The sequence below is a fragment of the Pseudanabaena sp. PCC 9330 genome (assembly GCF_055795045.1).
On the sequence record NZ_JAYFES010000108.1, the window covers coordinates 41,760 to 57,335 of the forward strand.

General features: G+C 58.5%; 15 protein-coding genes. 2 read left to right on the top strand and 13 right to left on the bottom strand.

Features of this window, described 5'->3' with window-relative positions:
- Positions 1-47: 47 nt before the first annotated feature.
- The 12 genes from AC0QKW_RS15145 to AC0QKW_RS15200 form a co-directional block, all read right to left on the bottom strand.
- The gene (locus tag AC0QKW_RS15145) at positions 48-3,008 is read right to left on the bottom strand and encodes a cation-translocating P-type ATPase (RefSeq protein WP_473151914.1); all 2,961 of its coding nucleotides are present in this window, start codon (positions 3,006-3,008) and stop codon (positions 48-50) included.
- 98 nt (positions 3,009-3,106) lie between these two features.
- Positions 3,107-3,802, bottom strand: coding sequence for a VIT1/CCC1 transporter family protein (locus tag AC0QKW_RS15150; protein WP_473151915.1), 696 nt, complete (start codon positions 3,800-3,802; stop codon positions 3,107-3,109).
- A gap of 471 nt (positions 3,803-4,273) precedes the next feature.
- Positions 4,274-4,513, bottom strand: a complete 240-nt coding sequence (locus AC0QKW_RS15155) for a hypothetical protein (protein ID WP_473151916.1) — start codon at positions 4,511-4,513, stop codon at positions 4,274-4,276.
- Positions 4,497-4,772, bottom strand: coding sequence for a BrnT family toxin (locus tag AC0QKW_RS15160; protein WP_473151917.1), 276 nt, complete (start codon positions 4,770-4,772; stop codon positions 4,497-4,499). Before AC0QKW_RS15160 ends, AC0QKW_RS15155 begins: the two co-directional genes overlap by 17 nt.
- A 256-nt stretch (positions 4,773-5,028) precedes the next feature.
- Positions 5,029-5,835: a hypothetical protein gene (locus AC0QKW_RS15165; protein ID WP_473151918.1), complete on the bottom strand. Its 807-nt coding sequence runs from the start codon at positions 5,833-5,835 to the stop codon at positions 5,029-5,031.
- Positions 5,836-5,938: 103 nt separating this feature from the next.
- Positions 5,939-6,184 (bottom strand): toxin-antitoxin system HicB family antitoxin, encoded by a 246-nt coding sequence (locus AC0QKW_RS15170; RefSeq protein WP_473151919.1) that lies wholly within the window; start codon positions 6,182-6,184, stop codon positions 5,939-5,941.
- Positions 6,181-6,609 carry a putative toxin-antitoxin system toxin component, PIN family gene (locus AC0QKW_RS15175; RefSeq protein WP_473151920.1) on the bottom strand — a complete coding sequence of 143 codons (429 nt, stop codon included), beginning with the start codon at positions 6,607-6,609 and terminating at the stop codon, positions 6,181-6,183. Before AC0QKW_RS15175 ends, AC0QKW_RS15170 begins: the two co-directional genes overlap by 4 nt.
- Before the next feature lie 43 nt (positions 6,610-6,652).
- Positions 6,653-6,877, bottom strand: coding sequence for an HNH endonuclease signature motif containing protein (locus AC0QKW_RS15180; RefSeq protein ID WP_473151921.1), 225 nt, complete (start codon positions 6,875-6,877; stop codon positions 6,653-6,655).
- 45 nt (positions 6,878-6,922) lie between these two features.
- Complete coding sequence (locus AC0QKW_RS15185) at positions 6,923-9,154, bottom strand: AAA family ATPase (RefSeq protein WP_473151922.1); 2,232 nt, start codon at positions 9,152-9,154, stop codon at positions 6,923-6,925.
- Between the two features lie 379 nt (positions 9,155-9,533).
- Positions 9,534-10,031: a transposase gene (locus AC0QKW_RS15190; RefSeq protein WP_473151923.1), complete on the bottom strand. Its 498-nt coding sequence runs from the start codon at positions 10,029-10,031 to the stop codon at positions 9,534-9,536.
- A 94-nt stretch (positions 10,032-10,125) separates the two neighbouring features.
- Positions 10,126-10,593: a hypothetical protein gene (locus AC0QKW_RS15195; RefSeq protein WP_473151924.1), complete on the bottom strand. Its 468-nt coding sequence runs from the start codon at positions 10,591-10,593 to the stop codon at positions 10,126-10,128.
- 90 nt (positions 10,594-10,683) lie between these two features.
- Complete coding sequence (locus AC0QKW_RS15200; protein ID WP_473151925.1) at positions 10,684-12,714, bottom strand: protein kinase domain-containing protein; 2,031 nt, start codon at positions 12,712-12,714, stop codon at positions 10,684-10,686.
- Positions 12,715-12,876: 162 nt separating this feature from the next.
- Here AC0QKW_RS15200 and AC0QKW_RS15205 point away from each other — a divergent pair, with 162 nt between their 5' ends.
- Positions 12,877-13,569, top strand: a complete 693-nt coding sequence (locus tag AC0QKW_RS15205; protein ID WP_473151926.1) for a hypothetical protein — start codon at positions 12,877-12,879, stop codon at positions 13,567-13,569.
- Positions 13,570-13,709: 140 nt separating this feature from the next.
- Here the strand turns inward: AC0QKW_RS15205 and hisA are convergent, their stop codons facing one another.
- Positions 13,710-14,477: a 1-(5-phosphoribosyl)-5-[(5-phosphoribosylamino)methylideneamino]imidazole-4-carboxamide isomerase gene (gene hisA, locus AC0QKW_RS15210; RefSeq protein WP_473151927.1), complete on the bottom strand. Its 768-nt coding sequence runs from the start codon at positions 14,475-14,477 to the stop codon at positions 13,710-13,712.
- 203 nt (positions 14,478-14,680) lie between these two features.
- Between hisA and fabI the strand changes: the two genes are divergently transcribed.
- Positions 14,681-15,457, top strand: coding sequence for an enoyl-ACP reductase FabI (fabI, locus tag AC0QKW_RS15215; protein WP_473151928.1), 777 nt, complete (start codon positions 14,681-14,683; stop codon positions 15,455-15,457).
- The last annotated feature ends 119 nt before the right edge of the window (positions 15,458-15,576 follow it).

Below are 15,576 nucleotides of genomic sequence, written 5' to 3' on the forward strand. Positions count from 1 at the left end.
ATGGCTAGGGCCTCCGCTGGGCGACGGCTGAACCAGCATCTAGAGACTTACAGTCGGTCATGGGTCGTTGCCATTGGTTTTCGAAATACGGCTTTGCGTAGCTCTTCGGCCCCGAGCACTAGTGGTGGGCAAGCCAGCAACAGGATCCATTGCCAGGGGGTAAGGGGGGCGGTGGTAAATACATCTCTCAACAGTGGGACGTAGATCAAGGCCAGCAGTGTGACGCCTTCGACCCCGATGCCAATCCACAGCAGGCGGTTGTTAAACCATTGCAGTCTAAAGGCCGAAACCCATTCTGATCGACAGGCAAACAGGTTACCAATTTGGCAGGCGACGATCGCCGCCAGAGCCATAGTGGTCGCCTGCCAGTAGATTGCGGTCACTTCTGGATCCGCGGTGCGCGCCAAAATCATTGGCGTCACCGCCTGCAAATCCGCCAGACTATAGCCATGGCTCCACCACACCAGGGCAAACCCCAGCATCGACAGCACGGCTTCTATCACCCCGAGAAACCCGTAGGCCCTCAACAGCAGCGATCGGTCGAGCAGATCGGCATTTTTAGACCGGGGTGGACGGCTCATCAGGCCGGTTTCTGGCGGTTCTGCCCCTAGGGCTAGGGCAGGCACCATGTCGGTGCCCAAGTCTACCGCCAAAATTTGCAAAATCGTCAGCGCTGGCGGAATTTTGAACACCGCCATGGCCAAAAACGGCGCGATCTCTGGGGTGTTAGAGGCGAGAATGTAGGTCATAAACTTGCGGATATTTTGGTAGATGGCCCGCCCCTGCTCGATGGCGCTGACGATGGTGGCAAAGTTGTCGTCGGTGAGCACAATGTCGGCGGCCTCTCGGGCCACGTCGGTGCCGTTTTGGCCCATGGCAATGCCAATGTGGGCAGCGCGCAGGGCCGGGGCATCGTTGACGCCATCCCCGGTTACGGCGACGATTTCGCCCATGGCTTTGTAGGTTTGCACCAGGCGCAGCTTGTGCTCGGGCGACATGCGGGCAAACACCAGCGATGAGCGGTAGGTCAGCACCTGGCGCAGTTGGGCGTCAGACAGGTGCCCCATGCCGTCGCCGGTCACCACCCGCACCCGATTGTGGGTGGTGTGGGTGCCGTTGCCCACCAGGCCAATTTTGCGGGCGATCGCCTCGGCGGTCAGCCCATAGTCACCGGTCACCATGGTGACTTTGATGCCGGCGCTGTGGCACTGGGCGATCGCCTCGGCAATGCCATCTCGGGGCGGGTCAAACATGGCCACCAGCCCGATGAAAATCAGCTCTTGCTCTAGATCTTGGGTAGGCAGAGTCAAAAATGCCTGATCGCCCCGGCGGGCCGCCAGCCCCAGCACCCGAAAGCCCTGGCTGGCCAGGTCGTCATTGGCGGCAATCACCGCATCGGCTTCGGCCTTGGTCAGGGGCTGCACCCTGCCGTCGCGCAAAATTGTCTGGCAGTGGCGCAGCACCTCCAGGGGAGCACCCTTGGTGATCGCCATCTGGGGCAGGGGATCAGTCCACAGATCAGAGGATCGCCAGTCGAGCACCACGGTCATCATGCGGCGGCGAGAGTCAAAGGGCACTTCTCGCAGGCGGGGCAGCTGCTGTTGCAGCGCCGCCAGGTCGAGATCGCCCTTGGCGGCGGCCACCAGCAGGGCGGCTTCGGTGGGGTCGCCAATCTCTTGCCAGCGGCTCGGCGAAGGGTGCACCAGCCGGGCATTGGAGCACAGGCAGGCCCCCGTCAGCAGCAGGCGCGCCTGCCAGGCGGCGGTAAGATCGACGGGCAAGCGCACGGTGCCTGCGGTGGGATCGTAGCCTATCCCGGTTACCTCAATCAGAGAGGGTGAAAGCTCTGGGGTATCGACCGAGGGCTTGCCCTCGGCCATGGCCATCTCGGGCTGCCAGGGCACCCACAGGTAGCGCACCGTCATCTCGTTTTTGGTCAGGGTGCCGGTTTTGTCGGTGCAGATCACCGAGGTGGCGCTCAGGGTTTCGACCGCAGACAGCCGCCGCACCAGGGCGTTTTGCTTGGCCATACGCTGTACCCCCAGGGCCAGGGCCAGGGTAACCGTGGGCAGCAGCCCCTCGGGCACGTTGGCGACAATAATGCCGATCGCAAAGATAAAGCTCTCCGTCACCTCCATGCCGATCAGCAGGTAGCTGAGCAAAAACACCAGAATGCCCATGGTGATGGCGATCGCAGTGATGATCCGCACGATTCGCGCCACCTGAATTTCGAGGGTGCTGGGCTCGCGTTTGACCACGGCGGTGAGGTGGGCCACCTGGCCAAACTCGGTCTGGGCACCAGTGGCGTAGACTACGGCCATCGCCCGACCCGCCGCCACGGTGCCCCCCGCCAGCACCAGGTTGGCAATTTCGGCGGAGTTGACCGATTCCTGAAGGGGGTGCTCGCCAGGGCTGGCTAGGGGTTTGCCTGCCCGCACCGCCACCGCCTGGCGCAGCCGCACAGGGTAGGCATTGCGGGCCACAGGCAGCGATTCGCCGGTCAGTACCGAGACATCGGCGGAGAAGTTTTCTGCCGATACGAGGCGGGCATCGGCAGAGATGCGATCGCCCTCCTCTAGCTCCATCACGTCGCCCCGCACCAGCTCCCGCGCCGGAATCTGTTGGAGGGTGCGATCGCGATAGACCTTGACCTGGGTGGGCAGCACCTGCTTCAGCGCCGCCAGCGCCCGCTCAGCCTGAAACTCTTGCCAAAAGCTAAAAATGGCGTTGATTAAAATTACGGCCCAGACGGCCCAGCCCAGGGCCGGGGTGCGAGCCACAAAGGCCAAGCTGCCCGCCACCCACAGCAGCAGCGCCATAAAGTGGGTGAGCTGATCGGTAAACTTTAGCCACAGGGGTCGGTGGGTGGGGGTGGGCAGCTCATTGGCCCCAAACTGCTCTAGGCGCTGGGCCGCCTCCCGGCTAGAGAGGCCCTGGGGCGTGGTAGCCAGCGATTCATAGACCGCGTCAACGGGTAACGTCCAAACCGGCTGGTGCAACGATGCCATGGTCTCTATACCTTTGCCCTAGGGAAATATTGATGGAATATTGGCGGCGGTGAACCGCTCATCGGCCCAGCCTGGGTATGGGCTTGCCCTGCACACCGTTACACAACCGTGCCAAAGAGGGCACCGACTGCCGCCGTTAGGGCCATGGCGATCGCCCCCCAAAATACTACCCGCAATGCCGAGGTAAGTACGGGTGCGCCCCCAGCCCGCGCCGCCAGCACCCCCAACATCGTCAAAAAGATGATCGAGCTGCCAAACACTACCGGCACCAGCCTCGACTCGGGAGCCACCAGCACAGTGAGCAACGGCAGGGCAGCACCGACGGCAAATGCCCCCGCCGAGGCAAAGGCTGCCTGAATGGGTCGCGCCGCCAGGTTTTCAGAGATGCCCAACTCATCGCGGGCGTGGGCCGCTAGGGCATCGTGGGCCATGAGCTGCTCAGCGACTTGGTGGGCCAACACCGGATCAAGGCCACGACCCATGTAGATAGTCGCCAGTTCTTCTCGCTCGGAGGGGGCGTCGGTAGCGAGTTCTTTTTGCTCCCGCGCTAGATCGGCCCGCTCGGTATCGGCCTGGGAGCTAACCGAGACATACTCCCCCGCGGCCATAGACATGGCCCCAGCCACTAAGCCCGCCACCCCAGCCACTAAAACCTCACCCCGCGCCGTGCTGGCTGCCGCTACTCCGACAATCAGGCTGGCGGTGGAGACAATGCCGTCATTGGCCCCTAGCACAGCGGCCCGCAGCCAGCCGATGCGGCCAGTGCGGTGACGTTCTCTATGGTGGTTGGGCATAGGCTGACCTGCAATATATAGCGCTGGCCAGTTTGCTTAGGACATGACTAAGCGCCCGTAGCCAAGACTGGGGCGGCGAACTGGCGTATTGCCATTGTCTATAGATTACCGATAAAACCGCCCTAGCCTTCGTGGTGACGGCTATAGTCGATCGCCCGCCGAAGTTCCCCTCAAACAGTGGTGAGCTACCCTGCAAGTCAAAACTCTATTAGAAATGCACCGCGAGGTATTTAATGCGCTGGTGGTGGCGATGGAGAAACGGGCGACAGTGGAGGATTGTCGAACGGCGATCGCGCAACATCTTCGGATTGTCCCAACTCAATCTTAATGGGGTGATCTATTATGTGGACACACCCATAAACCTAAACCTAGCAGATAAGCTTTCGGTCACACCCTCAGCAAAGACTCAACAGCATAACGTTCCGGTTGAGCGGCTACCTATGATCTTCGCCACCACACCAACCAACTTTGCTAGTCTGCTCCAACCGGGTTGTTAGGCTGCTGGCGCTGAGCGATCTGAAGCAATAACCGCAATGCTTCATTGACAGATGCATCAGTTGGAAAAGCCTTGGCAACATCGGGATCTAAGAGAATCAAATTTGTTCCAGCTCGATATCGTTCAACATACTTGCCTCTAACACCTTCCGCCATCTTAGAGAAGTCATACTCAGGGCGTAGTTCATCCTCTAGCTCATCAACTTCCTTCTTCATAAAACCTCCTTTCTTGGCGAGTGGCTCTTCGAGCACTGATAATTCGAGTCCGGCTTCCTCGGTCAGTGTGGGAGACAACTAACAACTGCCCTGACCCAGACATCCCAATGATAACGTAGCGGTCTTCTCCTATGGAATGATCAGGGTCAGGAAATGTTACAGATAACGAGTCGTCAAATACAGTTGCAGCTTCTTGGAAAGAAACACTGTGCTTTCTCAGATTGATAACCGCTTTATCTGGGTTCCACTCGAATTCCATGCAGCAGCTCTCATTATCAAATGGCTTCAGTAGTTTATCAGGTTGCCAAGTCCTTAAGCTGCGGAAATGAGTTTGATGCTACCCATTTAATTTGAGTCAACGGTTTTCTCAGATATTACTGAAAACCTTGTAATTCCTCTACATCTTTCCACCGCTGAGACTGGAGCTTTCCGTCAGTTAGAGTCTCATACATACAACCACTGGAGAGAATGTCAGATTCGCTGTAGCGCCAGGTTAAGCAGCAAAGTAGAAATTCTCATGTAGAAGGTAAATCATCCATTGTTATTTCCCTCAACACCGATGCAGAGGATGGATCAAAGTCGTACTCACCTTTTCTTCTAATCAGCACCTTAACGGTCGCTCGAATCCACTGTTTTTCGAGTTCTGACAAAGGAACCAGAGTTGAACTCGATTCGAGTTTCCGAGCATCGAGCGGCGTCCCCCTCTCTGATGTCAGTTTGCCAAGCTTATCGAAGACCTTCCGTTCGATCTTGTAGATCCTTGACGCTTCCCCTCTGGCACCTTTGCCGACTCCTGTACTCCACTGCATAAGGCTAAGGCAAAAATACCCAAGAGACTGATGGCTTTCTTTTTCATCAATGTGGTTTTGGTAGCGCTGCCACATTGTCTCAACGTCGGGGCTTGCCTTAAACCTCGTCGGTATCTGAGGGTACACCTGTCGGGTAAGAGGGAGACAAGTGGCGTTCACAGATATAGAAGCTCGTCTTGCCATTATCGCAACCTGAGCAACAGTTTGACCCGGTACTTGAGGTGAAGGGCTCCTGTCGATGACGTTAGCCTTAATGAAGCGAAATTCGATAGCATCCCAACCTATTTCAATAGCTGAATAAATCATCCAGTTCTTCAAAAACGGCTCAACCACTTGCCGAGCAGACTCCTCTGTAGTGAAATGCTCCTTCAACTCGATGGTAAGAGAGTTCGCCTCAAGATGGATGCGAAAAGCGTCGTACTCGCCTTCTAGGGACGGCGGATTGTCGAATTTTACCCGGCTTGTATCTACACGGAATTCGTAGTTGAGCCACTCAACGTGCGGATCGTTCATCTCGCAAATCCTCAGGTATGACGCCTAACGTTCCGCTTTACCCGCCGCAGATCACCTCTCGGTTGAAAAAATAACTTCCCGGCGGTCGGGTGCAAGCGGGTTGTTATGCTGGCGGCAACTGGTCACACAACTCTGGCTCAACATCAGCAACTTTGGCTAATACAGCCTCATATTTGGTTTGATCACCACGGCTTGCTCGCTCCTGTAAATACCCTTCAGTCGTCAATGCTGCAATTTTCTCGGCAACTGCCAGCGCGATAAACTGGTCTAGCGAAACCCCGTCCTGCTCTGCAAGTCTCTGCAAACTTTTGTATAAGGAGTCAGGTAACTGGATGCTTAACGTGCTCATGACAGTCCTCCAATAGACTCCAGGAAGTTTGCCGGGGTAACGGCACTAACCCCAAACCGTTCAATGCCTGCAAAATTGCGGATGTTATACGTCACTACGCTATCACACCCCGCCTTAACCGCTAGTTCCAGTATCATGTCATCTTTTGAATCAGGCAAGAAAGGCCGCCAAAGGAAGAAAATTTGATGATGGGTCGCAACAGCACAGTGAAAATCAAGGAAATTCTGTACATCTGACGCATTAATGGCTAGATTCGGCAATTCCCGCAATAAAACATCTTCATATTCCAAGATTAGCGGCACAGAAAGGTTGATCTGAAACCGCTCACTGCTAACCAATCCCAATAGACGAAAAGCACTCCCGTTTCTAGAACGTAGCCCAGCAACAACGACATTGGTGTCGATAACAATTTGAGGGATGGGCATTGGCAGCAGCAGAATTTGTGAACTTGCTAACGCCGCAAATTTTCTAATCTAGTTTTTTTGTATGAGCTTTTCGAGATAGAACTTGGAGGTTGTCTAATATAGTCAAGCCACCCTCTGACATGGGGACGATGTGATCAATTTGAAAGTCCCTCCGCATGTGACTCTTAAAATCACTAGCTGCACAGGTAATAAATCCTTGTGCAGCTGTGTATTTAGCAAAAACATGGGGTGCGATCGCCAACATCACCCCAACCGTCCTATCTCCCATTCATCGCGAAGCATCCCGAACCACACTTCATCGACCAGTTCATCACTACAGATTCTGAGCTGGACTGGGCCTAGTGCTGGCTTTTAAATAAACCATCGGCGATCGCCACTCGACCGTCTTGCCCTGCAACTGCCGCTGACACAACTCCTGAATTGCGACTACATCTTTTTGCGGCAGGTGGGCGGCGAGCTGATCGCGGTAGCTGGGGGGCGCACTGTCGACAGCAAACCACCGCTGCAGCAGGGTCGACGAAATATAGATGCTGCTGTGGAGGATATCTTCTGTCACCCCGACGGTAAAGCCAGCGTTGCGAAAGAGGGCAGTTATGGTCTCTGTGTCCCAGTTAAAGCGGGGGTCGGTGGCGGCGATCGCATCCTCGGCCTGGTGCCAGCGCTTGACCAGGGCTTTGCCCAGGGGCGAGGCATCCACCAGGGCTGAGATGCGCTGGCTGTAGCGGGGGATGGTCTCGGCCAGCAGCACCACGCCGTTGGGGGCCAGGAGCTGCTGCACGATCTCGATGAAGCGATCGCGGTTGACCACCTGACCAAAGGCATTGCGCCCCACCATGCGCTCAAAGGCAATGCCGGGGGTATGGGCCTCCAGGTAGGCGGCTAGGGCCTCAAAGTCGGCGTGGACGAGAACGGGGCGGGCGAGTTCGGGCAGTTGGTTGGCTTGCTCTACCAGGGCAGTCTCATCCTGCACCGTGTGAATCCGGGCAAAGACGCTGCCCTCGGGCACCCGGCGCAGAGCCTCCCAGGTGAGCAGGCCGGTGCGAGCGTTGAGGTCGAGAATGCGGTGGTGGCGCTGGGGCGGAGCCAGCTCAAACAGGCGATCGCGCACGGTTCCCAACTGTTCCCCCGCCTGGCTGAGGGTGCGCTGCAACCAGCGATCGCGGGCCGGATCCTCAGGACTGTAGGTCAATGCTTCTGGCAAGGCCCCGCCGCCGTCGACCATCGCCGCCAGCTGAGCCTCGCGCCGCTGGGCCACCTGGGTGGCAATGCCCGCCTCGTAGCCTTGATCAGAGGGTTGGTAGAAGACCTGCCCCTGCAACCCCTGGGGCAGATACTGTTGCTCGACCCAATGGTCGCGGTAGGCGTGGGGATACAGGTAGCCCTGGCCGTGGCCAAAGCCTTTTTTGTCGCGATGGGCGTCCCGCAATGGGTTGGGCACCTCCTGCTCGCGCTCCTGCTCTACCGCCGCCAGGGCGTCAAAAAAGCCCATGGTGCTGTTTGATTTGGGGGCCGTAGCCAGGTAGATCGTCGCCTGGGCCAGAGGGTAGCGGCCCTCTGGCATGCCCACCCGGTCAAAGGCGGCGGCGCAGCTGGTCACCACCGTGACGGCGTGGGGGTCGCCCAGGCCAATGTCTTCGCTGGCCAAAATCACCAGGCGGCGAAAGATAAAGCGGGGATCTTCGCCCGCGTAGACCATGCGGGCCAGCCAGTACAGGGCCGCGTCGGGGTCAGAGCCACGCACGCTCTTGATGAAGGCGCTAATGGTGTCGAAGTGGGCGTCGCCCTCTTTGTCGTAGAGCACTGCCCGCCGCTGAATCGATTCTTCGGCGACCTCCAGGGAGATGGAGATTTGGCCTTGCTGGTCGGGGGTAGTGGTCTCCACTGCCAGCTCCAGGGCGTTGAGCAGGGCGCGGGCGTCGCCGTTGGCCACGTTCACCAGGTGATCTAGCGCGGCGGGTTCGAGGTGAATGGGGCGATCGCCGTAGCCCCGTTCCCGATCTGCCAATGCCTGCTCCACCACCCGATACAGGTCGGCAGGCTCTAGCGGCTTGAGCTGAAACAGGCGCGATCGGCTGACCAGCGCCTTGTTAACCTCAAAGAAGGGATTTTCTGTCGTGGCCCCGATCAAAATCACCGTGCCATTCTCCACCCAGGGCAGCAGAGCATCTTGCTGAGCCTTGTTAAAGCGGTGAACCTCGTCGATAAACAGAATGGTGCGCCGACCGTACTGGCCGCGCAAGTCCTGGGCGGCGGCGATCGCCTCGCGAATATCTTTTACCCCCGCCAGCACCGCATTCAGCGCAATGAAGTGGGCGCTGGTGGTATTGGCAATGATCTGGGCCAGGGTGGTCTTGCCCGTGCCCGGTGGGCCAAAAAAAATCAGCGACGACAGCTGATCGGCCTGAATCGCGCGGCGCAGCAGACGCCCCGGCCCCACCACCGCATCTTGACCAATAAACTCGTCCAGGGTTCGGGGCCGCAGTCGGGCCGCTAGGGGAGCATCGCGGGCAATCTGCACCTGGCGGCTGTGGTCAAAGAGATCCATAGGCTGGGGGCCGGGAGAGCCGGTAAGGGAGAATGGCGATCGGGCCGCTTTCAGGTACCACCGGGCCAATGTACTATTTTAGCTCCGACCAAGCTTTGCTTAACGTTAGTTCAATAGAGTCTCATGCCGCGAAAAAGCTGGCCCCGTCCCCTCCTGGGAGGGGTGCCCGGAGGGCGGGGTGGGTCAAACTGGCGATGAAAAGTAAGCTTCTGAATACAGGAAAAGGCTTTTTGTCCTAGATGAACTCACCCCTACCCCTCCCAGGAGAGGACGGTCAGGCTGTTTTTTCAAGAATTATGCTCTGTCGCACTCACGTTTGCTTAGGCGCTAGAAATTAAGCGCTGGCGCGATCGCCTGACGATCTAAGCCTCAACAGAACTTAGCCGGCTGCACCCCGAAGTTGATCACGCAGACAGCTAAGCTTAGCCTGATCGACAATCAGCACTTCGTCGTAGTTGCGCTGCCACACCGGCTGCCCCAGCTGGTTGCGCCGCAGGTTAACGCGCTTTGCCGCCGCCGCCTTAAAGCCAGCAATAAACGACGACAGCAGCCAGGGCTTGTGGCTCAGAAGATAATCGGGTAGATCTCGCTCAGAGGAACTGTCTCCCTGCAAAAATACGATGCTCTGCAATCGGTCGGGTGCGATCGCCCAGACATCTAGCTCGACCCCTTTGCGGTTATTGGCCGACCGCACCCACTCATCTGCCACAATCCGCCCACAGTCGTTGAGGCGAAAGATGCCCTGCTCATAGTCACCCAACAGGGGCTGTCGCTGAGCGGTGGAGAGCCCAATCAAATAAGCTCTGGGAGTCGCAGAATGAATCAAGGCGTTTGCCCTCGAATCGACTGTGGTGTGGATCTGGCTAGGAAGAGCCATGGCGCCATACCTTGAATACAACAGACTCTATAGTTTGCCCACCTGCCCTGAACCGCCATCACCCGTGGGGGTGAACTTACATTTTTTCAGGCCTTTACATGCCTTCGGCGAAGGCTTTGATCAGCCGATCGAGGTAGCCGTTGACCATCTGGGCCGCCTCCTGGGGCAGAGCGGCGGCAATTTCAGTTTGCAGACAGCGGTAGGCATCGATGGCGGAGCTTTCTTTGTGCAGAGCGCGGGTGATATTTTGCATCCACACCACATACTCTTCGATAAACCCATCGGGATTGTCGAGCAGAATGGCCTTGGCGATGCACTCTAGGGTGTAGAGCATGTCCCGCTGACACTTAGCACCGTGCTCTTGGATCACCGATCGATGCTCGGTGCTCATGAGCTGCCGCAGCGCCCCCATGACTAGCCCTTCACCTTCATTTTTGAGCCGGGTATAGGTTCTAAAGCGCGATTCAAAGGAGGCGACAAACTGGGCCAGGGGACGCAGCTCTGAGTCGCTCAGGTAACGACCATCAGACTGTCGAATCGACGCGAGGAGGGCGTTGTTCATGGCGGCGGGTCGCAAAAAACGTTCACCCCCTATCATTGCCCAGAATGTTGCGATTGGTAACATGGCCCAGGAGCAGATTCCCCGGCTGTGTTAATTTTCCTTGGCTGGTGGGTCAGGCCGGTTGATGATGCCGTCGATGACGTTGTCAACGGCGACGGTGAGCCGATAGGGAGTGGCGGCACTAGCTTGGGAGACCACTACAATTTCGTAATAGCCCGACTGGGGCAGCTCACCGGCCCAGGTGTTTTGCTCGGCATCGGCTAGAATGTGGGGCAGCTCGTCGGTGGGCACCGGCACGTAGACCGAGAGCCGGGTGCTGTCTGGGGGCGCTTGCAGGTTGAGCCGCATGAGCTGGTCGGCGCTGAGGTTGAGAATGTAGACCTGACCGTGACCGGGGTCGAGGCTGCCGGTTTGAAGCTGGCTGAAGCTGCCAGGCTCAAAGGTGATTTCGGTCAGGGTAGTGCCGCTCTCTAGGGCGTTGACCTGGTCTTGGGCCAGGCCAAACCGGATCTGGTCAACGGGGGTCTCGACAAAGCCGTCGCTCACCCGCCCAGGAAAGAGCTGGTTAAACCGGGCGTTGGTCAGGTCGTTGAGGGCGGCGCTGCTGACGAAGAGAGCGTTGACCTGGCGCTGCCAGCGATCGCTGTCGGTGGGGTTAAAGCGCCCCAGGCGGCTGCGGGCCTCGGTGCTGAGGTTGGTTTCGAGCAGGGTGAGGGTGTCGGCGGCGATCGCATCCCACTGGGCGCGCAGGGGTTCGTCTTGGGGCTGGTCGGTGAGGGCTGTGCCCTGACGATTGGGGTTTTGCTCAAAGAAAAGCTGGTCGGTGAGGCGGGTGAGGTAGCTCCAGTCAACGCTGAGACTAGTGGCGCGATCGCGTAGGGCCTGCTTGCGATCGCGCTCGGCTTCGCTAAAGGCGGGGTTGGTAGCGTCGCTGCCGCCGGGCGACACGGCCTCAGAGCCAGAGCCCGCCCCTGAGAACTGGCCTAGGGGATTGAGCCACCACCATAGCCCTCCAGCTACCGTCACTGTGACCAGCAGCCCCGCCAGGGCTGGCCAGCACCCCGACGACGTTTTCTTGATCGGCACCGCTCGGGGGGGCGGGGCCACCGTGGCCGTGGGGTCGTAGGGCATGGGGTGGTAGTAGGCGGCGGGGGCCACGGCTACCGTCGCCTCTGGCGGCGGCTCGGGTGGCGGCGGGGGCACCACGGGCTGCATGCGCACAGGCATAGGCTGAGACCAAGCCGCCCCTGCGGTATCGGGGTTGGCTAGGTTTAGCGCCGCCAGCACCTGCCCCGCCGACTGGTAGCGATCGCCTGGGTTGTGAGAGACCAGGCGAGTCAGCACCTGAGCTAGGGTCGAAGATTGGTCAACCGAGTCGGGCCACACCCAGCGATCGCGGCGATCGTCGTAGAGATCGTCCGGGTCTTTGCCGGTCAGCAGCACGAGGGCCGTCATGCCTAGGGCGTAGAGGTCGGTGGCCGGGCTCACCTGACCCGACACCTGCTGATCGTCGGGGGCATAGCCAACGGTGCCCAGCCGGGTCGTCGTGCCATCGGTGGCCTGGTAGGGCTGAGGCACCCCCAGCTGATGGCGCACGTTGATCACCAGCTGCTTGACGCCGCCAAAGTCGATCAGCACCGGGCGGCTGTCGGCATTGCGCTGAATCAAGTTGTCAGGGGAAATGTCGCGGTGCACGATGCCAATGCTGTGCAGATATTGCAGCAGCGGCAGGGTCTGCATTAAAAACTGCCCCACCTCCGCTTCGCTAAAGCGTCCGGCGTAGGCGCGACGGCGATCGAGCAGCTCGCGGTAGGTGGGGCCTTCGACGTAGTCTTGCACCAAAAACAGCCGCAAGTCATCTCGCAGCAGCTCGCGAAATCGAGGCACCTGAGGGTGGTTGATCTGATAGAGAATGCTGGCCTCGCGTTCAAACAGCGCCTGGGCCTTGTCTAGGGCGAGTTTGCCCGACACCTGCGGGTTGAACTCTTTGAGTACGCACAGTTCTTGAAACCGATGGGTGTCTTCAGCTAAGTAGGTCTCACCAAAGCTGCCCCGGCTGAGCTGCCGCAGCAGTCGGTAGCGGCCACCGAGCAACCGTTCTGCCTGTTGTGGTTCAACCATGGCTCTGGTTCCATTCGTCTGTCACAGATTAGCTTAAAGCAGCGTCATTGCTGCGATCGCCGTTTCATTGACCCATCGTTGGCCCAATCCTAAAAATTTATCCGGGTCTATGCTCAACAGAGCTGTATAGTACTGGTGAACTATACAGTCGATCGCTAACCCATGACCCATTTGAAATTTACGCTAGGCTTTGCTGCCCTTTTGCTGGCGGGGTGCAGCCACCCCCTCGCGACATCTTCTCTAGTCGCGAAATCTTCCCTGGCCACAGCAGTTCCCCCCATCGCCCCATCTCGCCCCGCCACGACAGCTGCCCCCGCTGCGGTCTGGGAGCCCGGTGCCCTGTGGCAGCTCTATCAAGAAGATTGGCAATACAGTCTGCCCGCTGAGTACGAGGGCAAAGTGGCCGGTGTAGACTACAACTTCACCGCCAGTGACAAACCTCTGCGCCATTCTGATGTGCTGATCGATGGCTTGGCCGACGGCAAACGAGACGGCTGGACTTCCATGGCCGATCAGGTGGTGGCCGGGTCTACTAAAGACTTCGGCTTTAATGAACACCCCGACCCGGCGCTGCACTACGCTCAACCGTGGAAGATCAGCGGCGATCGCGCTGCCAAGTTTTTGAACCATGGTGCTGCCCGAGGCGTAGTTTTAGCTGATGGCACCATCCTCAGGCAGGCCCAAGGCGAAATCGAGCCTCGCAAGCCTGAGCTGCTGGCGCTATTTGCCAACGGAGCCTGTCTCGACTGGACGGGGGTTTTGTTTGAGCCCAGCGGCAGCCGAGTGGAGTTTGAAAAAGACGGCGGCATTGGTTTTGCTGTGCTCGATGACGCCTGCTATCCAACCATTCCGTAGGGGCAATGCATTGCATTGCCCCTACGGGGGATCGCTGATGAGTCGGGGTTTCGGCACTCGAATTCAAGGTTAGACGGGCGATCGCACTGGTCTTCTTTGTTGTCCCGCACCCTATTCTTTATTCATTCCTGGTGCGGCCCTTAGGCAAACGCAGACCCCTCTGGCGGCACGTCTTGCCAGCGACCATTGCCGATCGCCCGCACCGCTTCTTTAAGGCTGACATCGCCGGTGTAGAGGGCGCGACCTACGATCACCCCGGTCACCCCCTGAGGCTCTAGCGCTAGAAGGCTTAACAAGTCACGCAGGGCACCGACGCCACCGGAGGCAATTACCGGCATGGTGACAGCCTCAGCCATGGCTCGCAGAGCGGGAATGTTTGGCCCTTGCAGGGTGCCATCGCGCTGAATATCGGTGTAGATGACCGCCGCTGCGCCACGCTGCTCCATCTGCTGGGCGAGGTCGATCGCATCCACTTCAGAGGTTTCGAGCCAGCCCTGGGTGGCAACTTTGCCGTCGCGGGCGTCAATGCCGACGATGATTTGACCGGGGAATTCGCCCGCCAGATCGCTCACTAAGTCAGGGTTATTCACCGCCGCCGTGCCCAGGATGGCGTAGCGCACACCCAGAGAAAATAAATCGGTGACGCGGGCGCGATCGCGCAAGCCCCCGCCCACTTCGATGGGAATATCAATTGCGCGGGCGATCGCCTCAATCGCCTGCCAATTCTCCGGCTTGCCCGACTTCGCCCCATCCAAATCCACCAGATGTAGCCGGGTCGCCCCCTGGTCGGCCCACTGCCGCGCCACCTCCACCGGGTTGTCGTCAAACACCTCGGTCTGGGCGTAGTCGCCCTGGTAGAGCCGCACACAGCGACCGTCGATCAAATCAATAGCGGGGATGACTTCCATGGATTAGTAACTTAGCCGAAAACGTTAGCGTGAGTGCTGGGAGAACCGATCAATGCGTTGAAACGTCAGAACGTCCTAACGTTTCTTCTCAACCGTTCTGTCAATAGTGACACAGCCGCAGTCTACTATCTCCCCTATTCACGGGTCCCACATTCCCGTAAACTCCTAAATGCGAATCACCACCGCCCAAACCTAACGACACCATGCTAGACCTGACCGGTAAAAACGCCCTGGTAACGGGCATTGCCAACAACAAGTCCATTGCCTGGGGCATTGCCCAGCAGCTCCACGCTGCCGGGGCCAACCTGGGCATCACCTACCTGCCCGACGAAAAAGGCCGGATGGAAGGCAAGGTCAAAGACTTGGTGGAACCCCTCAACCCCAGCTTGTTTTTGCCCTGCAACGTGCAGGATGAAGCCCAGGTGGAGCAGGTGTTTAGCACCATTGGCGAGAAATGGGGCAAGCTCGATATTTTGATTCACTGCCTGGCCTTTGCCAACCGCGATGATCTGACCGGCGACTTTAGCAATACCTCCAAAGCAGGCTTTCAGCTGGCCCTCGATGTCAGCGCCTACTCGCTGATTACCCTAGCGCGCGGAGCCAAACCCCTAATGACCGACGGCGGCAGCATTGTCACCCTCACCTACCTGGGTGGCGTGCGGGTGGTGCCCAACTACAACGTCATGGGCATTGCCAAGTCGGCCCTGGAGATGAACGTGCGCTACCTAGCCTCGGAGCTGGGGCCAAACAACATTCGCGTCAACGGCATTTCTGCTGGCCCGATCCGCACCCTGGCCTCATCGGCGGTGGGCGGCATTCTCGACATGATCCACCATGTGGAAGATACTGCACCCCTACGGCGCACTGTGACCCAGACCGAGGTGGGCAACACAGCGGCATTTTTGTGCAGCGATTTGTCTACGGGGATGACCGGTCAGATTCTCTACGTTGACTCTGGCTACTGCATCATGGGGATGTAGAGGAGGCGCGGATTCCAGGGTTCTTCTGGGCTATGGCGACTGTCTACTGGATACCTGAGAACCCTGGGATCTCAACGCGTAAGTTTGGGAATTTGTGAGGGCTAAGATAGAGCAAAGCG